The organism is Planomonospora sp. ID82291 (assembly GCF_015711645.1).
Classification (GTDB): Bacteria; Actinomycetota; Actinomycetes; order Streptosporangiales; family Streptosporangiaceae; genus Planomonospora.
Map to the genome: position 1 here is coordinate 1,485,955 of NZ_JABTEX010000001.1, position 23,514 is coordinate 1,509,468.

Genomic DNA, 23,514 nt, shown 5'->3' on the forward strand with positions numbered 1-23,514 from the left:
AGCGCTAGCGGAAGGCGAGCAGGAACCCCGGCACCAGGTCGAGCACCACCTGCGGAGCCACCGAGAAGGCCACGGCGGCGAGGCCGGACAGGATGATCGCCACCCCCACGGGCAGCCATCCGGCACGCGATCCGGGCTCTGCGCGGGTCGTGCCGGGCACCTCCCGAGTCGTGTCCGGCGGCCCCGCGCCGGGACCGGGAGCCCCGGGAGCCCCGATCACGCCGGATGCGCCGGCAGCCGTTCCGGACGCTCCGGCGGTCATTCCGATGGTCGTCCCGGTCTCTTCGATGGTCGTCCCGGTCTCTCCGACGATCGGGACGTGCGCCGGGACCGGGGTGAGGATCCGCGCGGCCCAGGTGACGTAGTAGTAGAGACCGATCACGGTGTTGACCGCCATCACGGCGGCCGGCCACGCCCCGCCGCCGTCGACGATCTCCCGGAACACCACGATCTTGGCGAACAGCCCGGCCAGACCCGGCGGCAGTCCGGCCAGGCAGATCAGGAAGAACACCAGCGACAGGCCCGCCACGGGACGGCGGAAGGCCAGCCCTCGGTAGCCGTCGATCTCCTCCTGCCCGTCCCGCCTCGACACGAGCATGACCACGGCGAACGCCCCCAGGTTCATCGCGGCGTAGAACACCAGGTAGGCGATCGAGGCGTTCGCCGCCTCGCGGGTCGGGACGCCGAGGGGGGCGAGGATGTAACCGGACTGGGCCACCGACGACCAGGCGAGCAGGCGGACCGCGTGGCGCTGCCGGAGGGCCAGGAGGTTTCCGGCGGTCATGGTCAGCGCCGCGACGATCGCGATGATCGGAGCCCAGAGCGCCGCCTGGGCGGGCAGGGCGGCCACCAGGATGAGGATCAGACCCGCGAACCCGGCGGCCTTGGAGATCACCGAGAGCAGCGCGGCGACCGGAACCGGCGCCCCCTGGTAGACGTCCGCGGCCCAGGCGTGGAACGGCACCGCCGCGACCTTGAAGGCGAACCCTGCCAGGACCAGCACCATGGCCACGGTGAGCACCGGTGGCAGGTCGTGGGAGATCTGCAGTGAGGAGGCGTAGGCCTGCCCGCTCTCCTGCACCGGACCGAGATCCGCGCCGGACCACGGCGCGTACTCCCGCAGGGCCCGCGCCAGCCGGTCGAGGTGGACGCTCCCGGTCACGCCGTAGAGCAGGGAGACCCCGAAGAGCATCACCGCCGTGGAGACCACCGAGACCAGGAAGAGCTTGACCGCCGCCTCCGAGGCGCGGCCGTCGTAGCGCCTCAGCGCGGTGAGCGCGAAGACCGGCAGGGACACCAGTTCCAGAGCGACCACCAGCATGACCAGGTCACGGGCCGCGGGCAGGGCCACCGCTCCGGTCAGCACGCAGAGCAGCAGGAAGTGCCACTCTCCGGCGGGGACGTCCTCACCGGAGGCGATCTCCGCCATCGACAGCAGCGCCACCACGATCCCCGCCGCCAGCGCGAGCCCCGCGAAGACGAGCGTGAAACCGTCCACCACGAACGAGCAGGAGGGGCCCGCCGCGATGGCGGGCATGTCCCCCGCCGGGAGGATGTCCCCCGCCGGGAGGCCGCCGCCCACCGGACCGGACGGGATGAGGCCGGTTCGCGAGGGACCGGCCAGGCCCTCGGGCACGCAGAAGGTCCGCAGGGGGGCGCCGGTGCGCAGGGCCTGCGCCACGACCACGCCCAACGCCCCGAGCAGCCCGGCCAGCGTCACCCCGCCCAGCAGCGGCCGGGAGTACGGTCTGCGGGGCAGGAAGGCGTCCAGGAGCAGGACGAGACCCGCGACCAGCGCGAGGATCAGCGGCGGCGCGATCGCGTAGTAGTCGATCGACTGGATCACGGGGCCCCCACGAAGGTCCGGACCACCGGGTCGGTGATGAGCAGCAGCGCCTTCGGCCAGAGGCCGAACAGCAGGATCAGCCCGATCAGGGGAGCCCAGGCGACCGCCTCGTAGGCCCTGACGTCCCGGATCCCTCCTCCGCCGCCTCCGGATCCCGTCTCTTCGGCACCTCCACCTTCGGCACCTCCAGGTCCCGTCCCTCTGATGGCCGCGCTCGCCGTGCCGGCGTTCACGGTGCCTTCCGTCACGGTGCCTTCCGTCACGGCGCCGCCGGGGCCGGTTCCCACACCGGCACCGGCGAGCACCGGGGCGTGGACGGTCTCGGTGGGGCGGCCGTGCGTGACGCGGGAGAGCATGACCAGGAAGTAGGCGGCGGTCAGCACGGTGCCGAGGCCGCCGACGGCCATGAAGGTCAGGAAGAGCGGGCGGGACAGGCCGGGGGCGGGATCGAAGGCGCCGAGGAGGGCGAGCATCTCCCCCCAGAAACCGGCCAGGCCGGGCAGTCCGAGGGAGGCGATGCAGGCGAAGGTCAGCACGGATCCGAGATGCGGCAGCCGGACCAGCAGGCCTCCGCCGAGCGTGGGCATGTCGGCGGTGCCGTACCGCTCCTTGACGGCCCCGGCGACGAAGAACAGCAGGCCGGTGATCAGGCCGTGCGCGATGTTGCCGAACAGCGCGGCGTTCACCCCGACCGGGGTGAGCGTGGCGAAGCCGAGCAGCACGAAGCCCATGTGGCCGATCGAAGAGTAGGCGATCATCCGTTTGAGGTCGCGCTGGGCCAGGCACGCGAGCGCGCCGTAGACGATGCCGACCACCGCGAGGGCACCGAGCCAGGGGGCGACGGCGGCGGCGCCGTCGGGCAGGACCGGGATCGCGATGCGGGCGAAACCGTAGGTGCCCATCTTGAGCAGCACGCCGGCGAGCAGCACGGAACCGACCGTGGGCGCCTCGGTGTGGGCGTCCGGCAGCCAGGTGTGCAGCGGCCACATCGGGGTCTTGACCGCCAGCCCGAGGCCGATCGCCAGGAAGGCGGTGATCTGCACCGCCCGGGACATCCCGGTGCCCTGCGCCCCGGCGAGGGCGACCAGGTCCAGCGTGCCGGTCTGCGTCCAGACGAGCAGCACGCCGATGAGGAGCACGACCGAGCCGAGCAGCGTGTAGAGGATGAACTTGGTCGCCGCCGCGCGCCGGGCCCGGCCGCCCCAGACGGCGATCACGAAGTACATCGGGATGAGGACGATCTCGAAGAAGACGAAGAAGAGCAGCAGGTCGAGTGCGAGGAACGTGCCGATCATGCCGACTTCGAGGACCAGCAGGGTGAACACCAGGGCCCGGGGGCGGTTGCCGCCCGGCCGGGGCCGCAGCAGCTGCCCGGGGCCGTCGGACCGGCCCCAGCACAGGTAGACGAAACAGAGGAAGGTCAGCAGTGCGGTCAGCACGACCAGCGGGAGCGAGATCCCGTCCACGCCCAGGTGGAAGCGGAGGTCCAGGCCGGGGATCCAGACGAGGTCCGTCGTGAACTGCACGCGGGCGGGATCCGCGTGGTCGAACCCGGCCGCCAGCACCACGGCGAGCAGGAACGTGATCCCGGAGACCGCCAGTCCGTGCAGTCGCAGCAGCCGCCCCCTGGCCGCCGCGTCCGTCCGGAGCGGCGCCAGCAGCGCGGCGGCACCGGCGAGCGGCACCGCGAGAAGTGCGATCGGCACCCAGTTCATCGGCGCACCACCGCCCGGTGGACCCGGGGCGACCCCGCCGCGCCCGGCTCCCGTGGTAGGAGAGAGCCCACCCGTGGCAGGAAGGAGGGGCTCACCCATGGCAGGAGAGAATTCACCCGAACACCACCGCCCCGACCGCGATGAGCAGGACGCCCGCGAGCAGGCCCGTCAGGTAGAGCTGGAGGTTGCCGTTCTGCGCCGGCCGCAGCAGGCCGGACAGCCCCAGGGCCGCCCGGCCGGAACCGCGCACCGCGCCGTCCACCGCGCGGTCGTCGGTGCGGACGACCAGGCCGGCGAGGGCGAGGAACGGGCCGACGAACAGCGCCCGGTAGGCGGAGTCGACGGAGAAGGCCCGCTCGCAGGCGCCCCGGAAGGGACCGAGCATGCGGGCGGGATCGCTCTGCGGATCGCTCCGCCACACGGCGTAGACCGCACCGGCGCCCAGCAGCGTCACCGCGACGCTCAGCGCGGCGGTGCCCCAGTGCACCCCGGCCGCACCGGCGAAGCCCAGCAGCAGGGCGGGCACCGCGAGCACCAGGATCGGCCGGCGCATGGTGGCCGGAGCCTCGTGGACGTCGATCACATGGGCCGTGCCGGGAGCGGGCTCGGGAAGGGCGACCGCGGGACGCTCCCCGAAGAAGGTGCGCAGCCAGGCGCGGGTGGCGTAGGCGCCGGTCACCGCGACCGTGGCCAGGGCGCTGCCGTACAGCAGCAGGGCTGCGGCGTCGCTGAGCGGCCCCTGGGAGACGGCCCGCTCGACGGCGACCAGGACCTCGTCCTTGCTGAAGAACCCACTGGTCGGGGGGAGTCCCATCAGGGCGGCGAAGCCGACCGTCATCGCGGCGAAGGTGACGGGCAGTTCCCGGCGCAGGCCGCCCATCGCACTCATCAGGTTGGAGCCGACCGCGTGGATCACCGCTCCGGCGCAGAGGAAGAGCAGGGCCTTGAAGGCGCCGTGGGTGATCAGGTGGAAGACCGCGGCGCCGTCGGAGCCCGCGGCCAGCGCCGCCGCCATGTAGGCGAGCTGGCTGATCGTGGAGTAGGCCAGGACCCGTTTGAGGTCGTCCTGGGCGAGGGCCGCGAGGGCGGCGCCGAGCATGCCGAGGGCGGCCAGGACGGCGAGGACGTTCAGGGTGAGGTCCGCGAGGATGAAGAGCGTGTGGAGCCGGACGACGACGAAGATCCCGGCGGCGACCATGGTGGCCGCGTGGATGAGCGCGCTGATGGGGGTGGGACCGGCCATCGCGTCGGGAAGCCAGGTGTGCAGCGGGGCTTGGGCGCTCTTGCCCGCCACCCCGGCGAGGATCAGCAGCGTCGCGGCGGTCAGCGTGCTGACGGGCATCGCCGTGCCCGTGGCTCCCGCATCGACGGGCGAGATGTTCATGGCCGCGGCGAGGATGTCGTCGATCCTGAAACTGCCGGCGGCCGTGCCGAGGACGAAGACGCCGAACAGGAAGCCGACGTCGCCTATGCGGGTGACCAGGAACGCCTTGACCGCCGCCCGGGAGTTGGCGCGGTCCTCCCACCAGTGGCCGATCAGCAGGTAGGAGCAGAGGCCCATGACCTCCCAGCCCACGTAGAGGACGAGGAGGTCGGCGGCATAGACGACCAGCAGCATCGCGGCGGTGAACAGGCTGATGAACGCGCTGTAGGACGGGTAGCGGCGGTCGCCGCGCAGATAGCCGATCGAGTAGACCTGCACGCAGAGCGCGACGACGGTGACCAGGACCGCGATGGCCGTGGACAGGCCGTCCAGCTGGAGGCCGAGGGAGATCGGCACCGAGCCCGTGTCCACGACGGTGAGCGTCCCGGTGACGGAGGGGACGTCGGATGCGTCCGCGAAGGGGAACGGCGCTCCCCCGTCGTCGCCGAACCGCGTCCAGTGGGTGGAGGCCAGCCAGGCCGCGAGAACGGTGGAGCCGGCGGTGGGGACGACGGCGATCCAGGCGGCCCGGCGGTTCGCGGCCGTGTCGGCGGGTCCGCCCCGGGCGTGCCCCGGCCAGCGCGATCCCAGCAGCGCCACGGCCGCGGACAGGAACGGCAGTGCGACGGCGAGCGCGGCGAGGGTGATCACGGCGTCACCGTCCCGGGAGTCGTGCCGTCGCGGCCCGGTGCGCCGGCATCGGCGCCGGGGACGGTGACGGGAGAGGTGTGGGAGGCGAGGGGCTCGGGGCGGGGCGCCCCGGCCGAGGAGGCGTCGGGCGCGGGACCGTCCCCGGAGTCGTCGTCCGGGCCGGAGGCATCGCCCGGGGCGGAGGCGCCGGGTTCGGCCAGGGCGCGCAGGCGGTCGAGGTCGACGGTCCGGCGGTTGCGGTAGAGGGTGAGGATGATCGCCAGGCCGAGGCCGACCTCGGCGGCGGCGATCACGATGACGAAGAGGGTGAGGACCTGGCCGCCGTGGAGCCGGTCGCGCAGCCAGACGTCGAAGGCGACCAGGTTGAGGTTGACCGCGTTGAGCATCAGCTCGACGGACATCAGGACGAGGATGGTGTTGCGGCGGGCGAGCACGCCGTACACCCCGATGGAGAACAGCAGCGCCGAGACGACCGCCGGATAGACGATGTGCACGTCACTCCCTCCCGCGGATGTCGGTGCGGGAGATGACGATGGCGCCGATCAGGGCGGCCAGCAGCAGGACCGAGAGCGCCTCGAAGGGGAGCACCCAGGTGCGGAAGATGCTGGAGCCGAGCTCGCCCGCCGAACCGCGCCCCGGCTCCAGGGGGGTATAGGCCGTATGGAAGCCGTCGACGACCACGGTGACCAGGACGGCCGCGGTCGCCAGGGCGACGACCGCGGCGGCGATCCTGTTGCCGCTGTCGAGATCGGCCGCCCTCCCGATCGGGGCGCGGGTGAGCATGATGCCGAACAGGAGCAGGACGACGACGGCCCCGACGTAGATCAGCACCTGGACCCACGCCACGAACTCGGCCGTCAGGACCAGGTAGCACCCGGCGAGCGCGCCGAAGCAGACGACCAGCCAGAGCGCCGCGTGGACGAGCTGCCGGGTGGTCACGACCAGCAGCGCCGAGCCGACGGCCAGCACCCCCAAGAGGAGGAAGACGATCTCCTGCCCGGTCGGCGACAGGTAGGACGGCACCGCTTCCGTCATGGCTCCTCCTCGCCGCCGCTCGGATCCGTGGGAGAAGCATCCCCCGGTCCGTCCTTCGCCGGAGGTCCGCCGTCCCGGCCTGTGGACGGACCGCCACCGGACGAGCCCCCTGTGGACGGACCGCCTGTGGACGGACCGCCACCGGACGAGCCCTCTGCGGACGACCCCCCGCCGGACGAGCCGCCCGACGGCTGCTCCTTCCCGGGTGGACCTCCCGGCGGCTGCTCCTTCCCGGGGGGATCGTCCTTCTTCGGCAGCGCTCCCGGCGGTCTGATCGCCCGGACGCTGGCGTGCCCGGCCGACGTCCTGCGGCGCGGCCGTCCCGCCCTCTCCTCCGCCTCCCCCGCGCCCTTCTCCTCTGCGCCGGGGACCGATCCCGCAGCGGGCTCGGACTCCGCGGCGGCCCCGGGCCGGGCGGCCTCGGACCCTCCGGCGGATTCGGCCCCCGCCGCGGGACCCGGCCGGGCGGACCCGGGCTCCGCCGCGGACCCGGGCTCCGCCGCGGGCTCGGACCCGGCGGCGGGGTCGACCCGCGGCCGGGACCGGGCGGTCGCGGCGGGCCGGGTCGGGGCCGCGGGCCGGGCGGGGCGGGAGGCCGCCGCGAGTTCCTTGGGCGGATCGGCGTTGGGCTCGTGGGCGGGCGGCGGAGGAACGGTCTGCACCCAGGCGGCCAGCCGGTCCCGCTCGTGGACGAGGTTGCGGATGTCGCCGTCGGCGTACTCGAACTCCGGGGACCAGAACAACGCGTCGAAGGGGCAGACCTCGATGCAGATCCCGCAGTACATGCAGAGGGAGAAGTCGATGGCGAAGCGGTCGAGCACGTTGCGGGCGCGCGGGCGTCCGCCCTCGGGGGCGGGCAGGGTCTCCTTGTGGGAGTCGATGTAGATGCACCAGTCGGGACACTCGCGCGCGCAGAGCATGCACACCGTGCAGTTCTCCTCGACGAGCGCGATCACCCCCCGGCTCCGCGCCGGCAGGTCCGGCCTGACCTCGGGGTACTGCTGGGTCACCGACCGGCTCAGCATGTGCCGGAGGGTGACGGACAGCCCCTTCACCAGTCCCACTCCCGGTATTCGCGCCACGTGGACATCATGACGCACCCGGGGTCCCGCGGGAATGCGGCGGTCCGCTCCAAGACGCGGAGGACCGCGCAGGTTCCGTCCACAGATTCCCCGGGTTGTCCACAACCGTTGTCCACAGCCTGTGTGTTCGAGTTCCCGGGTCCTTCGGGAGATCAACCGGGAGAGGGACTGCACGCGCCCTCAGATGTACGTATTGTTCCGGCCATGTCCCAGCAGTACGGCTCCGCCTGGCACCCGTCGCAGAAACCCGCTCCGTCCACCACCGGATGGAGCGTGGTGTGGGCGCTGGTACCCCTGTTCACCTGCGGCCTCGGCACCCCGTTCATCATGGGCTACGCCGCCCGGCGGCTCCGGAGCGTCCCGCTCGTCTTCGCCACCGTCCTCTACGCCCTCGGGATAGGCGTCTTCCTCATCGAGGTGCAGATCTACGGGGACACCGACCTGGTCCCGGCCTGGCTGGACGCCATGACGACGGTCGGCCTGCTCGGCTCCTGGTTCGGCGGCCTCGGTCACGCGCTGATCATCCGCGGCTCGGTCTTCCGGGAGCAGCCCTCCTTCACCGGGGCGCCCTACCACCCGCCGGTCGCCCCTCCGCCGCACCCGCACGCGCACACCGCCGCTCCTGTGGCTCCCACGGCCCCGCCGTACGGCCGGCCCGCCTATCCGCCGCACCCCGCGCCGCCGCACCACAGCCCCGCTCCCGGGCCGTACACGGCGGCCCCGCCGTCCGGCCCGCGGCACACGCCGCACACCCAGCACACGCTGTACAGCCCGCAGTCCTCGAACGCGAACGTGAACCGGACCTTCGCCTCCTCCGACCGGTCCCCCGAGTGGATCGGCCCCTACCGGGTGATCGACACGCTGGGCCAGGGCGGGCAGGGCACGGTCCACCTCGCGCTCAGCCCGCAGGGCCGGAAGGTGGCGATCAAGGTCCTGCACGAGCGGTTCACCGGCAACCAGGCGGCCCGGGACCGGTTCCTGCGGGAGGTGGAGGCGACCCGCCGGGTGGCGACCTTCTCCACCGCACGGGTGCTGGACGTGAACATCAACGACGACCAGGCCTACGTGGTCAGCGAGTACGTGGACGGGATGTCGCTGGAACAGCTCGTCCGCGACCAGGGGCCGCGCGGCGAGGACGGGCTGACCCGGCTCGCCCTGGCCACCGCGGGCGCGCTGGCCGCGATCCACAAGGCGGGCGTGGTGCACCGGGACTTCAAGCCGGCCAACGTGCTGATCGGCTCCGACGGCCCTCGGGTGATCGACTTCGGCATCGCGCGCGCCCTCGACCAGGTCACGGTGACCTCCAGCGTCATGGGCACCCCCGCCTACATGTCCCCCGAGCAGCTCGCCGGCGGGCACGTCGGCCCGGAGACCGACGTCTTCAGCTGGGCGTCCACCATGATCTACGCCGCCTCCGGCCGCACCGCCTTCGGCTCGGACACCATCCCGGCGATCCTCAACCGGGTGATCAACCACCAGCCGGACCTGTCGGTCCTGCCCGCCTCCCTGCGCCCGCTGGCCGCCGCCTGCCTGGAGAAGAACCCCGCCAACCGGCCCTCCGCCGCCGACATCATGCTGCGCATCGTCCAGTGACGCCCCCGCCCGCCGGCCCGGCGGGCGGGGCGCTCACCCGGCCGCGACCCGGACGACCCCGGTGAGCAGGAGCTGGAGCAGCGCCAGCGGCACCAGGCCGGTCCAGGCGAGCTTCTGCAACTGGTCCTCGCGGAACCGGGGGAAGCTCACCCGGACCCAGATCACCACGAACACCAGGGCGAACACCTTCAGCAGCAGCCACACGGGGCCGGGCAGCAGCGGGCCGTGCCAGCCGCCCAGGAAGAGCACGCTCGTGAGCGCCGAGAGCACGATGATCCCGGCGTACTCGGCCAGCATGAACAGGGCGAACCGGATCCCGGTGTACTCCGTCATCGGGCCCATGATGATCTCGGACTCGGCGATCGGCATGTCGAACGGCGGGCGGCGCAACTCGGCGAGTCCCGCCACGAAGAACACCACGCCGCCGACCGCCTGCCAGGGCAGCCACCACCACTGCCAGGCCGCCACGATGCCCGGCAGGGAGAGCGTGCCCGCCGCCATCGCGACACTGGAGGCGGCCAGCACCAGCGGCAGCTCGTAGGACATCAGCTGCGCGGCCGAGCGCATCCCGCCCATCAGGGAGTACTTGTTCCCCGACGACCACCCGGCCATGATCGAACCGAGCACGCCGACCCCCATCACGGCCAGCACGAAGAACAGCCCGGCGTCCAGGTCCGCCCCGACCAGGCCGGGTCCGATCGGGATCACGGCCAGCACCACGAGGTACGGCACCAGCGCCACGGCCGGGGCCAGGGCGAAGACCCGGCGGTCGGCCGCGGCCGGGACGACGTCCTCCTTCTGCAGGAACTTCACCCCGTCGGCGATCAGCTGGGCCCAGCCGTGGAAGCCCCCGGCGTACATCGGCCCGAGCCGGCCCTGCATGTGCGCCATGACCTTGTGCTCCATCTGGCCGGCGACCAGCGGCAGCACGAGGAAGACCGCGACGATCGCGACCAGCCGGACGGCGGCGTCGAGCACCTCGGCGAGCATCACGCCTCCGTCCCGGAACGCCCCTCGGCCCGGCCGCCGGCCCGGCCGTCGCGCGCCCAGTCCGCCGGAACGCCCGGCGGGAGCGTCTTGCGGCGGCTCGGGGAGCCCGCCGAGTCGCGGTCGGACTCGCCCGGGTCCTTGGCCCCCGGCCAGGCCTTGGCGACCCGCGCGGCCAGCACGAAGTCCTTGCGCAGCGGGAAGCCCTCGAAGCCGTCCGGCAGCAGCAGCGGGACGAGGTGGGGGTGTCCCTCGAAGACCACGCCGAACATCTCGAAGGTCTCGCGCTCGTGCCAGTTCGCGCCCCGGAACACGCCGGTCGCGGTGGGCAGCCGGGGGTCCTCGCGCGGCACCCGGGTGCGCAGCAGCAGGCGCGAGCGGGCGTCCGGGTCGTAGACGCAGGCGACGACCGCGAAGCCCTCCGGCGGCTCGTCGACCCCGGTCAGCCAGTCGAGGAACACGTGGCCCCCGTCGCGGGCGGCCTCCAGCAGGCCGGTCCAGTCGCCGGGGTCGACGTCCGCCGTGGTCTCGCCGTACGACTCCGAGACCCGGACGCGGGAGCCGTACCGCTCCTCGATCGCGGAGACGTCCGCCCGCCCGCTCACGCCCGCCCGCCCGGAGCGGCGTAGCGGTCGCCCAGGTGCTCGGCGGCGATCTTCTCCTGGAGCTTCATGATGCCGTGCAGCAGCGCCTCGGGCCGGGGCGGGCAGCCGGGGACGTAGACGTCCACCGGGATGATCTGGTCGACGCCCTTGGTCACGCAGTAGGAGTCCCAGTAGGGGCCGCCGGTGTTGGAGCAGGCGCCGAAGGAGATGACGTACTTGGGCTCGGGCATCTGCTCGTACAGCCGCTTGACGGCCGGGGCCATCTTGTCGGTGACGGTGCCCGAGACGATCATCAGATCGGCCTGCCGGGGGCCGTTGGCGAACGGGATCACCCCGAACCTGATGAAGTCGTGCCGGCTCATCGAGGTGGCGATGAACTCGATCGCGCAGCAGGCGAGACCGAAGTTGAACGCCCAGAGCGAGTAGCGCCGCCCCCAGTTGAGGATGAAGCGCATGGGCGCGGGGGCCAGTCGCGAGACCGGCCCCACCGCCGGGCGCACGGTGGGCATCGGGAGATCCGCCATGGGTCCATTCTCCTCCCCCGGGTCACGTCCAGGCGAGTACCCGCTTGCGCCAGGCGTAGAGGATGCCGAGCGCGATGAAGCCGAGGAAGACGAACATCTCCACCAGCGTGGCCGCGCCGAAGCCGGGCGCGGCGAAGACCGTCGCCCAGGGGAAGAGGAAGACCGCGTCCACCGCGAAGACCACGTACAGGTAGGTGAAGACGTAGTAGCGCACCTGGGACTGGGCCCAGCCCTCGCCCACCGGGTCGACGCCGCACTCGTAGGTGGTCAGCTTCTCGGCCGTCGGCCGGTGCGGGCGGAGCAGCCGGTTGACCAGGAGCCCCCCGCCGAAGATCGCCACGCCGATCGCGAGCAGCGCGAAGACCAGCGCGTAGGAACCGAAGTAGCCGTCCAATCGATCTCCTCTCGGGGACCCGCCGTACGGAGGTCCCGGGCCCCGGCCGCTGACGGATCCGACATGCCTCGTCACCGGATGGAGCGGTCAAACCCGAATTCGCCAAAGCCTGTTCCCCGGTCGTACCAAGAAAAAGTAAACGAGGCCATTCCCCGCCTACGGTGACATCCATGCACAGAATGCGATTCGTCGGCGGGGTGGCGCTACTCACCGTAGCCATGATCGGTTGCGGCGCCACCACCCCCTCGCACGCGGCGGATCAGCTGATCCCTTCTGAGCCCACGCTCGTCGAGTACGCCGATCCCGCCAAGGTCCGGGGCCTGACCACGGCCACCGTCACCGACGGCGACTCCGGTGAGCGCACCGTGCACATCGCCTACCCCGTCCTGGCCGACGCACCCCGCCTCACCGAACGGCTCCGCGCCGTGGTGACCGAGCGGCTCGACCGGTTCACCGCGACCGCCACCCGGCCGCCCGGCCCGGACGGGCGCGCCCGTCCCGAGCTCAACGTGGACTGGCGGCTGCCCGCCGCGGGCGAGCAGGTCGTCGGGGTGCGGCTGGGCGTCGGCGAGCTCACCCAGTCCGGCTGGCGCGAGTCCAGGACCACCGTCTGGTACGACCGGGTGGAGGGACGCGCCGTGGACTCCCCCGGCCTGCTCTCCGGCGGTCCCGCGCTGGCCTCGCTGGCCGGCCTGGTCAGGGCGGAGCTGGCCGGGCGGGGACCCGGCGTGGACGCCGCCGCCGTCCGGGCGGACGCGCGGCTCTTCGACTCCCTCGCCTTCAACCGGCACGGCGGGCTCGTCGTGGAGTTCGACGACTACCAGGTGGCCGCCGGCTCGCTCGGCCGGGTGGCGGTCGCCGTACCGGCGGGCAGGACCGCGGGCCTGCTCTCCCCCACCGGTCTGCGGGCCCAGGCGGCGGCCGTGCGCGCCGGGCGGCCGCCGGGGTCGCCGCCCACCGCCGAGTCCATCAGGGAGACCATCGAGGCCGCGGCCGCCGGCAGGCCCGCGGCGCGGAGCACCCGGGCGGGCTCCGTGGACTGCGCGGCGGTCACGTGCGTCGCGCTGACCTTCGACGACGGGCCGGGACCGGCCACCGGCGAGCTGCTGGACGCCCTGGCCGCCGGCGGCGCCAGGGCCACCTTCTTCGTCACCGGCTCCAACGCGGTCGCCCGCCCCGACCTGCTCGGGCGGATGAGCCGGGAGGGGCACCTGGTGGCCAACCACACCTGGTCCCACCGCGACCTCGCCTCCCTGCCGACGGACAGGGCCGCCCATCAGCTCACCCGGGCCCAGGAGGCGATCGGCCAGGCGACCGGCCAGGCCCCCACCCTGGCGCGCGCGCCGTACGGCTCGGCCGACGCCGGGGTCGCCGAGGCCGCGCGCGGCCTGGGCCTGGCGCTGGTCGGCTGGGACGTCGACGCGCTGGACGCGCGCGACCGCGACCCGCGGGCCGTCGCGCGCCGGGCCGTGGCCGGGACGCGGCCGGGGTCGATCATCCTGATGCACGACGTCCACCGCTCGGCCGTCGAGGCGGTCCCCGAGATCCTGCGGCGGCTGTCGGCGCAGGGCTACGCCTTCGTCACCGTGCCCGAGCTGTTCGGCCCGGCGGGGACGCGCGCGGGCGAGACGTACCGCTCCGGCCCGGCGGGGACGCGCGCGGGCGAGACGTACCGCTCCGGCCCGGCGGGGACGCGCGCGGGCGAGACGTACCGCTCCGGTCCGACCGCCGCGGCCCGGTCATAGCCGGCGGCTATGACCCCATAGCCGGAAGAGATGGGGGCCCTTCCCGGGGAGGACATATAGTTGGCGATCGTGACCCCTACCGTCCTCTTCGGCCGCCTGCACGTTGACCTGTGCCGGCTCGCCGCCGGGCTGTGTCGGGGCGACCGTCCGCGATCGTGATCCGCGCGGCCGCCCCGCGCCGCGGGCGCGACGCCCGAGCCCCCCACGCTCCACCACCGCGGCACGCCGGGGACTGCGACATGCGTCACACTCCCACGCCGTGCGGAACGCGAAAGACCACGTGTGGCCCCCGAGGGATCTAGCATGGAAGTAAACATGGTGGCAACAGCAACGGCGCCCTTCGCGTCGAGGAGGACTGAGCTGTGACCAAGCAGGTTCAGCAACTCGACCGCGTGATCATCCGCTTCGCCGGCGACTCCGGCGACGGCATGCAGCTGACGGGTGATCGCTTCACCGCGGGCACGGCGGAGTTCGGCAACGACCTGTCGACCCTCCCCAACTTCCCCGCCGAGATCCGCGCCCCCGCAGGGACCCTGCCCGGCGTGTCGAGTTTCCAGCTGCACTTCGCCGATCACGACATCCTCACCCCCGGTGACGCGCCGAACGTCCTGGTCGCGATGAACCCGGCGGCGCTGAAGGCCAACCTCGGCGACCTGCCGCGCGGGGCCGACATCATCGCCAACACCGACGAGTTCACCAAGCGCAACCTGCAGAAGGTGGGCTACGCCGCCAGCCCGCTGGAGGACGACTCGCTCACCGAGTGGCGCGTCCACCCGGTGCCGCTGACCTCGCTGACGGTCAAGGCCCTGGAGGGCTTCGACCTGTCGAAGAAGGACGCCGAGCGCTCCAAGAACATGTTCGCCCTCGGCCTGCTCAGCTGGCTCTACCACCGGCCGACCGAGGCGACGATCTCGTTCCTGGAGAACAAGTTCGCCAAGAAGCCCGAGATCGCCAAGGCCAACATCGCGGCCTTCCAGGCGGGCTGGAACTACGGCGAGACCACCGAGTCCTTCTCGGTCTCCTACGAGGTCAAGCCGGCCCCGCTGGCGCCGGGCGTCTACCGCAACATCTCCGGCAATCAGGCGCTCGCCTACGGCCTCATCGCCGCCTCCGTGCGCTCGGGTCTCCCGCTGTTCCTCGGGTCCTACCCGATCACCCCGGCCAGCGACATCCTGCACGAGCTCTCCCGGCACAAGCACTTCGGCATCCGCACCTTCCAGGCCGAGGACGAGATCGCGGGCGTCGGCGCGGCGCTCGGCGCGGCCTTCGGCGGCGCGCTGGGCGTGACCACGACCTCCGGTCCGGGCGTGGCGCTGAAGGCCGAGACGGTCGGCCTGGCCGTCATGACCGAGCTGCCGCTGATCGTGGTGGACGTGCAGCGCTCGGGCCCGTCGACCGGCATGCCGACCAAGACCGAGCAGACCGACCTGCTGATGGCGATGTACGGCCGCAACGGCGAGTCTCCGCTGCCGGTCGTCGCGCCGATGTCGCCGAGCGACTGCTTCGACGCCGCCGTCGAGGCCGCCCGCATCGCGGTGAAGTACCGCACGCCGGTCATGCTGCTGTCGGACGGCTACCTCGCCAACGGCTCGGAGCCGTGGCGGGTGCCGGCCGCCGCCGACCTGCCGGACATCTCCACCGCGTTCGCCTCCGCGCCGGCCGAGGGCGAGGAGTTCCTGCCCTACCTGCGCGACCCCGAGACCCTCGCCCGGCCGTGGGCCGTCCCGGGCACCCCGGGCCTGGAGCACCGGATCGGCGGCATCGAGAAGGCCGACCGCACCGGCAACATCTCCTACGACCCCGGCAACCACGACCGCATGGTCCGGATCCGGCAGGCGAAGATCGACGGGATCGCCGAGGACATCCCGCCGCTGGAGGTGGACGACCCCGACGGTCCCGACGGCGGGACCCGGGTGCTGGTGCTGGGCTGGGGCTCCACCTACGGCCCGATCGCCGCGGCCGTACGGCGGATCCGCAAGTCCGGGGGGAAGGTCGCGCAGGCGCACCTGCGGCACCTCAGCCCGCTGCCCGCCAACACCGGCGAGGTGCTGACGTCCTACGACAAGGTGCTGCTCCCGGAGATCAACCTCGGCCAGCTCGCGATGCTGCTCCGCGCCCGCTTCCTGGTCGACATCATCAGCTACAACCGCGTACGGGGGCTCCCGTTCAAGGCCGAGGAGCTGGCCGACGTGATCCAGGATGTGATCGACAGTGAGTGAGCTTCTCAGCGGCCCCGGCCTCAACGGCAGGGGACTGGCGCTGGTCCCCAAGTCCGACGCCAAGCAGTCCATGAAGGAGTACAAGTCGGACCAGGAGGTCCGGTGGTGCCCGGGCTGCGGCGACTACGCCATCCTGGCCGCGGTCCAGTCGTTCGTCCCGGAGCTCGGCCTCAAGCGCGAGAACATGGTGTTCGTCTCGGGCATCGGCTGCTCCTCCCGGTTCCCGTACTACATGAACACCTACGGGTTCCACTCGATCCACGGCCGCGCGCCCGCGATCGCCACCGGCCTGGCCGCCTCCCGGCCCGACCTGAGCGTCTGGGTGATCACCGGCGACGGCGACTCGCTCTCCATCGGCGGCAACCACCTGATCCACGCGCTGCGCCGCAACGTCAACCTCAACATCCTGCTGTTCAACAACAGGATCTACGGTCTGACCAAGGGCCAGTACTCCCCGACCTCCGAGATCGGCAAGGTCACGAAGTCCACCCCGATGGGCTCGCTGGACAAGCCGTTCAACCCGATCTCGCTGGCGATCGGCGCCGAGGCCTCCTTCGTGGCCCGGACCATCGACTCCGACCGCAAGCACCTGCAGTCGGTGCTGCGCGAGGCCGCCGAGCACAAGGGCACCTCGCTGGTGGAGATCTACCAGAACTGCAACATCTTCAACGACGGCGCCTTCGACCAGCTGAAGGACCCGGAGCAGCGCGACGACATCACGCTGCGCCTGGAGCACGGGCAGCCCATCGCCAGCGCCTCCAAGGCCGTGCGCCGGGCGGCCGACGGCGGCATCGAGGTCGTCCCCCGGGCGGAGGTGGCCGAGAACGAGATCCTCGTCCACGACGCCCACCGCGCCGACCCCTCGCTGGCCTTCGCGCTCTCCCGGCTGGACGAGCCGGCGTTCGCGCACGTCCCGATCGGCGTCTTCCGCAGCGTCGACCGCCCGTCCTACGACGAGCTGATGTCCGCGCAGCTGGAGGAGGCCGTCGCCCAGCGCGGCCCCGGCAGCCTGGACGACCTGCTCCTGTCGGGGGACACCTGGCGCATCGGGTAGGGCGCCGGACGGGCACCCTGCAGAACCCGCGCCGGACACGGCCGGACACGGCCGGACACGGCCGGACACGGCCGGACACGGCCGGACACGGCCGGACACGGCCGGACACGGCCGGACACGGCCAGAAACGGTGAAAGGCCCTCCGCGGAGTCTCCGCGGAGGGCCTTTCACCGTTCCCTTTCACCGTGTCCGGCCGTACGCGCCCCATCCGGGCGTACGCCGGCGGGGCCGACCGTACGCCCGGCGGGACCGGGCGTAGGGCACGTCACTCGGCGCGTTCCAGCACCAGGCTCCACATCGTGGCCCGCAGGCTCGCCGAGTCGGCCGTGGCCGTGATCCCGCCCCGCGTCCCGGCCGGGGCCTGCGCGCCGCCGTCGGTCAGCAGACTCGTGATCCGGCCGCTGCCCGTACCCGCCTGGGTGGAACGCACCGTCTCCTCAGCCGGAGCCGTCCACGCCGTGGTCGCCGAGGACTTCTCCCCCCAGTACGACACCACCCGGCCACCACCGGCCGGCACCTGCACCTCCGGCGTCGTGTGCTCGGCCCGCGTCACCGTCTCCGACGCACTCGCCTGCACCGCCACCACATCAGGACCCACCCCCCGATAGGCCACCAGCGTCAGATCCGCCTTCGCCTGCGCCGACAACGTCACCGACAGCACGTCCCCGCCGTCGTCCGGAGCCGCCGCCTTCTTCCACACCTTCGTCACCACCCCGCCGTTGTCCCGGGTGCCCACCAGCGCCCACCCGGTCACCCCCGCCGGATCCGGCACCGTCACCGACGAGGAGTTGACCGTCATGAACAGCAGCAGCCCGTCACCACCGGCCACCTGCGCCGGCACCGTCACCGAATGCGCGGCCGCGTTGGCGTTGGACCCCGCCGACCCGACGAACTCGATTTTCGCCGACTGCGGGGCGACCGTGAACTGCTTGGTCACGTTGTGCCTGCCGCCGCGGTCGTCCGTGACGGTCAGCGTGACGGGGTAGGTGCCCGCCGCCGCGTACGTGTGCGACGCGGTCACCCCGGCGGCGGTGGCGCCGTCGCCGAACGCCCACGCGTACGCGGTGATCGACCCGTCCTCGTCACCGGACGGGTTGGCGTCGAAGGTGCACTCCAGCTCCGCGCAGCTCGCCGCGAAGTCCGCCACCGGCGGCTGGTTGGCCCCCTCCACCGTCACCTGCGCCGTCGCCGACCCCGTCGCCCCCCGGTCGTCGGTCACCGTGACCGTCACCGGATAGGTCCCGCTGCGCGGGAAGGCGTGCGTCACCGTCGCGCCGGAGGCGTTCCCTCCTCCGCCGAACGACCACGCGGTGGAGACGAGCACCCCGTCCGGGTCGTACGAGCCGGTGTTGCGGAAGGTGCAGGTCAGCTCCTCGCACGCCGACACCAGCTTCGCGACGGGCTTGGCGTTGGACGTCTGGGAACCCTCGGCGGAGTAGAGGAACAGGGCGCGCTGGCGCCAGTCGCGGCCGTCGGCGCCGGTGCCGCTCAGGGTCTCCGCGGTACCCGCCACGGGCTTGCCATCGACGAAGTCGATCCGCTTGAGCTGGTTGCCGGTCCGGTCGGTGAAGTAGAGCTTGTCCCCGGACAGGAACATCCCGCCCACCCGGCTGAAGTCGATGCCGGACACGTTCCCGGACACCGTCGTGCGCAGGGCTCCGACGATCTCGCTCTCGGGGTTGAACCCGCGCGAGTAGAGCGCGGACTGGCCGCTGCGGGTGAAGTAGAGCCGGCCTCCGGCGTAGAACACGCCGGTCATGTTCTGCATGTCGGCGGCGAAGTCGGTCAGGCCGTTCAGGGCGACCTCGGCGGGCGCGCCGAACGTGGTCCCGTCGAAGGTGCGGCGGTAGAGCCGCCCGTCCGACCAGGGGGTGTAGAGCCGCCCGCTGAGCATGAAGGCGCCCCGCGCGCCCGACCAGGAGACCCCGCCCGCCGCGACGGACTCGTCCGTACCGAGGGCGGTCCCGTCGTAGGAGCGGCGCTGCACCAGGTTGTTGGCGATCAGGCCGTATCCGAGCCGGTAGACGTCCGCGGGCAGGCTGCCCGCCGAGACGGGGGCCGGCGCGCCCGCTCCCGCGACGGGGAGCATGGCCAGACGTCCGTGGTACTCCGAGTTGCCGAGGCGGTCGGTGTCGCTGCCGACCCACAGGCCCTGCGCGGTCGCGGTCAGGTCGAACACGCCGACCCCGAGCGTCCGGGTCGGGTTCCAGGAGAAGGGCACACCGCTGAGCGGGTCCAGGGCGGCCAGCCCCGGCCGCGAGACCGCGCCCTGGCCCGCCTTGTCCGCGGCGTAGGGGTTGTTGGCCCAGCGGAAGTGCCCGCCGACGTAGACCGCGTGCGAGGTGACGCCGACCGCGTAGGTCGTGTCGCCACCGGTGTAGTTGACCCAGGTGGGGTCGAGGTCGGAACCGCTCGCCGCGGTCTCCCAGCGGGCCTGGGTGTCGCAGAGCTTGGGCGGGCCGCCCGCGTAGGCGCCCGTCGTCGTCACCACGAAGAACCGGCCGTCGGGCGAGTAGTCCACGTCCCGCATGTAGCTGTCGAAGGAGCTGGAGCAGACCGCCTCGTAGCGGGCGGTGCGCCAGTCGGCCGGCTCGGCGCTCGCCCCGGTCAGGTCGAGCTGGACGATCTGCCGGCGGCTCTCGCCGTCCACGGTGGCGAAGTTGCCCACCGCCACCAGGCGCGACCCGTCCGGCGTGACGTCCATCTTCAGCACGGCCGTGGTGCCGCCGTTCTGCGTGCCGGCGAAGGCCAGGTCCACGAACGGGTCGCGCGCGCCGGTGTCCGGGTCGAGGGTCGCCAGCGCGGCCTGCGGGGTGCCGCTCACCGTGGCGAAGGCGCCGCCGACGTACAGCCGACCCCCCGCCAGCCGCAGGTCGTTGACCCGGGCGTCCACCGACGGGGTGAAGCCCGGCAGCGCCTGCCCGTCGGTCACGTCGAGCCGGGTCAGCCTCCGGTTGGTGACCCCGTTGACCTGGCCGAAGGCGCCGCCGACGTAGACCGACCGGCCGTCGGGGGCCGCCAGCAGGGCCTTCACCTCGCCTTCGACCTGCGGGGTGAACGCGGTGTCGACGGCGCCGGTGGTGGCGTTGAAGGCGAACAGGCTCTTACGCGGCAGGACGGTCGCGGAGTCGTCCTCCCGAACCTGGGTGAACTCGCCTCCGACGTAGATCTTGCCGCCGATCTGCACGACGGCGTTGACCTTGCCGTCCAGGACGTGAGGCGTCCAGTTGACGGGATCGTCGGAGACGACGCGGTCCTGCGGATGTTGCACAGCGGATGCCGGCCCGCTCCAGAGCAGGGCGAGCGCTGTCGCCAGCACTCCCCCCAGAACGGAGAACTTCCTGCGTCCCCCCATGGTGACCCCTTTCAAGGGTGATGGAAAAAGACCCCCGGGCCATCGGGTGATGGCGCATCACACGCATCAGACGCCACAGGGATAGAACGGGTTCACACGGCTTGCATCACGAAAAAGCCATGGGAGCCGGGCACGGCCGGCCGCCGGTCGGCCGTGCCCGGGTCGATCTCATCCGGCGGGTGCGAGCACCAGGCTCCACATCGTGGCCCGCAGGCTCGCCGCATCCGCGGTCGCGGTCACCCCGGGACGCGTCCCGGCCGGGGCCTGCGCGCCGCCGTCGGTCAGCAGACTCGTGATCCGGCCGCTGCCCGTACCCGCCTGGGTGGAACGCACCGTCTCCTCAGCCGGAGCCGTCCACGCCGTGGTCGCCGAGGACTTCTCCCCCCAGTACGACACCACCCGGCCACCACCCGCCGGCACCTGCACCTCCGGCGTCGTGTGCTCGGCCCGCGTCACCGTCTCCGACGCACTCGCCTGCACCGCCACCACATCAGGACCCACCCCCCGGTACGCCACCAGCGTCAGATCCGCCTTCGCCTGCGCCGACAACGTCACCGACAGCACGTCCCCGCCGTCGTCCGGAGCCGCCGCCTTCTTCCACACCTTCGTCACCACCCCGCCGTTGTCCCGGGTGCCCACCAGCGCCCACCCGGTCACCCCCGCCGGATCCGGCACCGTCACCGACGAGGAGTTGACCGTCATGAACAGCAGCAGCCCGTCACCACCGGCCACCTGCGCCGGCACCGTCACCGAATGCGCGGTCACGTTGGCGTTGGACCCCGCCGACCCGACGAACTCCACTCCGGTGGAGGGCCGCACGACCGCGATGTCCTTGGTCGCCGAGACGGTGACCCCGTGGTCGTCGGTCACCGAGAGCGTGACGGGGTAGGTGCCCGCCGCCGCGTACGTGTGCGACGCGGTCACCCCGGCGGCGGTGGCGCCGTCGCCGAACGCCCACGCGTACGCGGTGATCGACCCGTCGGGGTCGCTCGACGGGTTGGCGTCGAAGGTGCACTCCAGCTCCGCGCAGCTCGCCGCGAAGTCCGCCACCGGCGGCTGGTCGGCCCCCTCCACCGTCACCTGCGCCGTCGCCGACCCCGTCGCCCCCCGGTCGTCGGTCACCGTGACCGTCACCGGATAGGTCCCGCTGCCCGGGAAGGCGTGCGTCACCGTCGCGCCGGAGGCGTTCCCTCCTCCGCCGAACGACCACGCGGTGGAGACCACCGTGCCGTCGGAGTCACGCGAACCCGTGTTGCGGAAGGTGCAGGTCAGCTCCTCGCACGCCGACACCAGCTCCGCCACCGGAGCGGCGTTCGGCGCCGCGGTCCCGGCCCCGGCGAACAGGAACAGGCCGCGCTGGCGCCAGTCGACCCCGTCCACGGCCGGACCGCCGAGGACGACGGCCGTACCGGCCACCGGCGCGCCGTTCACGAAGTCGGCGCGGAGCAGGCGGCCGTCGATCCGGTCCGTGAAGTAGAGCTTGTCCCCGGACAGGAACATCCCGCCCACCCGGCTGAAGTCGACGCCGGACACGTTGCCGCTCGCGGTGAGGCGCTGGGCCCCGACGATCTCGCTCTCCGCCGTGAAACCCCGGTAGTAGAGCGCGGACTGGCCGCTGCGGGTGAAGTAGAGCCGGCCTCCGGCGTAGAACACGCCGCTCATGTTCTGCATGTCGGCGGCGAAGTCGGTCAGGCCGTTCAGGGCGACCTCGGCGGGCGCGCCGAACGTGGTCCCGTCGAAGGTGCGGCGGTAGAGCCGCCCGTCCGACCAGGGGGTGTAGAGCCGCCCGCTGAGCATGAAGGCGCCCCGCGCGCCCGACCAGGAGACCCCGCCCGCCGCGACGTCCTGCACGGCGCCGAACCCGGTGCCGTCGTAGGAGCGGCGCCGGACGGTGTCGGTCGGAGTGGCGCCCGCGCCGAGCTGGTAGACGTCCGCCGGCAGCGCGCCGGCGAACGGCGGCTGCACGGCCGCACCGCCCGACAGCGGGAACATGGCCAGCCGGGCGTGGTACTCCCAGTTGCCGATGCGGTCGGTGTCGCTGCCGACCCACAGGCCCTGCGCGGTCGCGGTCAGGTCGAACACGCCGACCCCGAGCGTCCGGGTCGGGTTCCAGGTCAGCGGGATGCCGTTGACCGGGTCGAGGGCCACGAGACCCTGCCGGGCGACGGCCCCGGGGCCCGCGGCGTCCCCTCGGAACGGGTTGTTCGCCCAGCGGAAGTGCCCGCCGACGTAGACCGCCTGCGGCGTCACGGACACCGCGTAGCTGGTGTCACCTCCGGTGTAGTTGACCCAGGTGGGGTCGAGGTCCGAGCCGGTGGCGTAGGTCTCCCACCTCGCGTGGGTGTCGCAGAGCTTGGGCGGGCCGCCCGCGTAGGCGCCCGTCGTCGTCACCACGAAGAACCGGCCGTCGGGCGAGTAGTCCACGTCCCGCATGTAGGTGTTGAAGGAGCTGGAGCAGGCCGCCTCGTAGCGGGCGGTGCGCCAGTCGGCCGGCTCGGCGCTCGCCCCGGTCAGGTCGAGCTGGACGATCTGCCGGCGGCTCTTGCCGTCCACGGTGGCGAAGTTGCCCACCGCCACCAGGCGCGACCCGTCCGGCGTGACGTCCAGCTTGAGGATCTGCGTGGTGCCGCCGTTCTGCGTCCCGGCGAAGACCAGGTCCACGAACGGGTCGCGCGCGCCGGTGTCCGGGTCGAGGGTCGCCAGCGCGGCCTGCGGGGTGCCGCTCACCGTGGCGAAGGCGCCCCCGGCGTACAGCCGGCCCCCCGCCAGCCGCAGGTCGAGCACCCGCGCGTTGAGCGACGGGGCGAAGCCCGGCAGCGCCTGCCCGTCGGCCACGTCGAGCCGGGTCAGCCTCCGGTTGGTGACCCCGTTGACCTGGCCGAAGGCGCCGCCGACGTAGACCGACCGGCCGTCGGGGGCCGCCAGCAGCGTCTCGACCTCACCGTTCACGTCGGGCGCGAACGCCGCGTCGAGGCGGCCCGTCGAGGCGTTGAAGGAGAAGAGCCTGTTGCGGGTCTGCACGGTCTGGGCGTCCCACTCGCGCACCTGCGTGAAGCTGCCGCCCACGAAGATCCGGTTGCCGATCTGCACGACGGCGTTGACCCTGCCGTCGAGGGCGTGCGGCGTGAAGTTCGCCGGGTCCGCGGAGACGACCCGGTCCTGCGGGTGCTGCACCGCGAGCGCTGGACCGCTCCAGGCGAGAAGTACCATCGCTGACAGCACGACCCATACAGCGGAGGCGTGTCGACGTCCCCTCATTGCCCCTCCAGGGTAAAGAACACATAAA

At 72.7% G+C, this 23,514-nt stretch carries 16 protein-coding genes and 1 pseudogene; 5 read left to right on the forward strand and 12 right to left on the reverse strand.

Translation table 11 applies throughout. The features are described 5' to 3' along the window. Positions 1 to 4: 4 nt before the first annotated feature. From HS045_RS06480 to HS045_RS35800, 6 genes and pseudogenes are all read right to left on the reverse strand, one after another. Positions 5 to 1,846: an NADH-quinone oxidoreductase subunit N gene (locus tag HS045_RS06480; protein WP_196450217.1), complete on the reverse strand. Its 1,842-nt coding sequence runs from the start codon at positions 1,844 to 1,846 to the stop codon at positions 5 to 7. Next, positions 1,843 to 3,561, reverse strand: coding sequence for a NuoM family protein (locus HS045_RS06485; RefSeq protein ID WP_196450218.1), 1,719 nt, complete (start codon positions 3,559 to 3,561; stop codon positions 1,843 to 1,845). Before HS045_RS06485 ends, HS045_RS06480 begins: the two co-directional genes overlap by 4 nt. A 112-nt stretch (positions 3,562 to 3,673) precedes the next feature. Further along, positions 3,674 to 5,635 (reverse strand): NADH-quinone oxidoreductase subunit L, encoded by a 1,962-nt coding sequence (locus HS045_RS06490; protein WP_196450219.1) that lies wholly within the window; start codon positions 5,633 to 5,635, stop codon positions 3,674 to 3,676. A 197-nt stretch (positions 5,636 to 5,832) separates the two neighbouring features. After that, a pseudogene (gene nuoK, locus HS045_RS06495) lies at positions 5,833 to 6,129 on the reverse strand (NADH-quinone oxidoreductase subunit NuoK); the annotation flags it as partial. Position 6,130: 1 nt separating this feature from the next. Continuing rightward, a complete protein-coding gene (locus HS045_RS06500; protein ID WP_196450220.1) occupies positions 6,131 to 6,670 on the reverse strand; it encodes an NADH-quinone oxidoreductase subunit J in 540 nt (179 codons plus the stop codon). Further along, positions 6,667 to 7,752: a 4Fe-4S binding protein gene (locus HS045_RS35800; protein WP_307827397.1), complete on the reverse strand. Its 1,086-nt coding sequence runs from the start codon at positions 7,750 to 7,752 to the stop codon at positions 6,667 to 6,669. Before HS045_RS35800 ends, HS045_RS06500 begins: the two co-directional genes overlap by 4 nt. Before the next feature lie 204 nt (positions 7,753 to 7,956). Between HS045_RS35800 and HS045_RS06510 the strand changes: the two genes are divergently transcribed. Further along, the gene (locus tag HS045_RS06510) at positions 7,957 to 9,345 is read left to right on the forward strand and encodes a serine/threonine-protein kinase (protein ID WP_196450221.1); all 1,389 of its coding nucleotides are present in this window, start codon (positions 7,957 to 7,959) and stop codon (positions 9,343 to 9,345) included. Between the two features lie 33 nt (positions 9,346 to 9,378). On the opposite strand, the gene nuoH is transcribed toward HS045_RS06510, so the two are convergent. The 4 genes from nuoH to HS045_RS06530 all read right to left on the reverse strand — a co-directional run bounded on the left by nuoH (position 9,379) and on the right by HS045_RS06530 (position 11,855). Then, positions 9,379 to 10,335 carry an NADH-quinone oxidoreductase subunit NuoH gene (nuoH, locus tag HS045_RS06515; protein ID WP_196450222.1) on the reverse strand — a complete coding sequence of 319 codons (957 nt, stop codon included), beginning with the start codon at positions 10,333 to 10,335 and terminating at the stop codon, positions 9,379 to 9,381. Next, positions 10,335 to 10,937: an NADH-quinone oxidoreductase subunit C gene (locus HS045_RS06520; RefSeq protein ID WP_196450223.1), complete on the reverse strand. Its 603-nt coding sequence runs from the start codon at positions 10,935 to 10,937 to the stop codon at positions 10,335 to 10,337. Before HS045_RS06520 ends, nuoH begins: the two co-directional genes overlap by 1 nt. Further along, positions 10,934 to 11,392, reverse strand: coding sequence for an NADH-quinone oxidoreductase subunit B (locus tag HS045_RS06525; protein WP_255531769.1), 459 nt, complete (start codon positions 11,390 to 11,392; stop codon positions 10,934 to 10,936). The genes HS045_RS06520 and HS045_RS06525 overlap by 4 nt, the downstream gene beginning before the upstream one ends. Before the next feature lie 91 nt (positions 11,393 to 11,483). Then, positions 11,484 to 11,855, reverse strand: coding sequence for an NADH-quinone oxidoreductase subunit A (locus HS045_RS06530; RefSeq protein ID WP_196450225.1), 372 nt, complete (start codon positions 11,853 to 11,855; stop codon positions 11,484 to 11,486). 170 nt (positions 11,856 to 12,025) lie between these two features. Here HS045_RS06530 and HS045_RS06535 point away from each other — a divergent pair, with 170 nt between their 5' ends. The 4 genes from HS045_RS06535 (at position 12,026) to HS045_RS06545 (ending at position 16,873) form a co-directional block, all read left to right on the forward strand. Beyond that, a complete protein-coding gene (locus HS045_RS06535; RefSeq protein ID WP_196450226.1) occupies positions 12,026 to 13,600 on the forward strand; it encodes a polysaccharide deacetylase family protein in 1,575 nt (524 codons plus the stop codon). A gap of 69 nt (positions 13,601 to 13,669) precedes the next feature. Continuing rightward, complete coding sequence (locus tag HS045_RS36390; RefSeq protein ID WP_374191360.1) at positions 13,670 to 13,759, forward strand: putative leader peptide; 90 nt, start codon at positions 13,670 to 13,672, stop codon at positions 13,757 to 13,759. A 203-nt stretch (positions 13,760 to 13,962) separates the two neighbouring features. Continuing rightward, positions 13,963 to 15,819 (forward strand): 2-oxoacid:acceptor oxidoreductase subunit alpha, encoded by a 1,857-nt coding sequence (locus HS045_RS06540; protein WP_196450227.1) that lies wholly within the window; start codon positions 13,963 to 13,965, stop codon positions 15,817 to 15,819. After that, the gene (locus HS045_RS06545; RefSeq protein WP_196450228.1) at positions 15,812 to 16,873 is read left to right on the forward strand and encodes a 2-oxoacid:ferredoxin oxidoreductase subunit beta; all 1,062 of its coding nucleotides are present in this window, start codon (positions 15,812 to 15,814) and stop codon (positions 16,871 to 16,873) included. Before HS045_RS06540 ends, HS045_RS06545 begins: the two co-directional genes overlap by 8 nt. Before the next feature lie 265 nt (positions 16,874 to 17,138). Here HS045_RS06545 and HS045_RS35310 read toward each other — a convergent pair whose 3' ends face one another. Together HS045_RS35310 and HS045_RS06555 are read right to left on the reverse strand one after the other, a co-directional pair. Further along, positions 17,139 to 20,228: a PKD domain-containing protein gene (locus HS045_RS35310; RefSeq protein WP_196450229.1), complete on the reverse strand. Its 3,090-nt coding sequence runs from the start codon at positions 20,226 to 20,228 to the stop codon at positions 17,139 to 17,141. 168 nt (positions 20,229 to 20,396) lie between these two features. Continuing rightward, a complete protein-coding gene (locus HS045_RS06555) occupies positions 20,397 to 23,438 on the reverse strand; it encodes a PKD domain-containing protein (protein WP_196450230.1) in 3,042 nt (1,013 codons plus the stop codon). Positions 23,439 to 23,514: the final 76 nt, after the last annotated feature.

Coding starts and splice junctions, on each gene's coding strand:
- HS045_RS06555 (WP_196450230.1), bottom strand. CDS start 23,438: ATGGTACTTCTCGCCTGGAGCGGTCCAGCGCTCGCGGTGCAGCACCCG.
- HS045_RS06485 (WP_196450218.1), bottom strand. CDS start 3,561: ATGAACTGGGTGCCGATCGCACTTCTCGCGGTGCCGCTCGCCGGTGCC.
- HS045_RS35310 (WP_196450229.1), bottom strand. CDS start 20,228: ATGGGGGGACGCAGGAAGTTCTCCGTTCTGGGGGGAGTGCTGGCGACA.
- HS045_RS06535 (WP_196450226.1), top strand. CDS start 12,026: ATGCACAGAATGCGATTCGTCGGCGGGGTGGCGCTACTCACCGTAGCC.
- nuoH (WP_196450222.1), bottom strand. CDS start 10,335: ATGCTCGCCGAGGTGCTCGACGCCGCCGTCCGGCTGGTCGCGATCGTC.
- HS045_RS06510 (WP_196450221.1), top strand. CDS start 7,957: ATGTCCCAGCAGTACGGCTCCGCCTGGCACCCGTCGCAGAAACCCGCT.
- HS045_RS06500 (WP_196450220.1), bottom strand. CDS start 6,670: ATGACGGAAGCGGTGCCGTCCTACCTGTCGCCGACCGGGCAGGAGATC.
- HS045_RS06525 (WP_255531769.1), bottom strand. CDS start 11,392: ATGCGCTTCATCCTCAACTGGGGGCGGCGCTACTCGCTCTGGGCGTTC.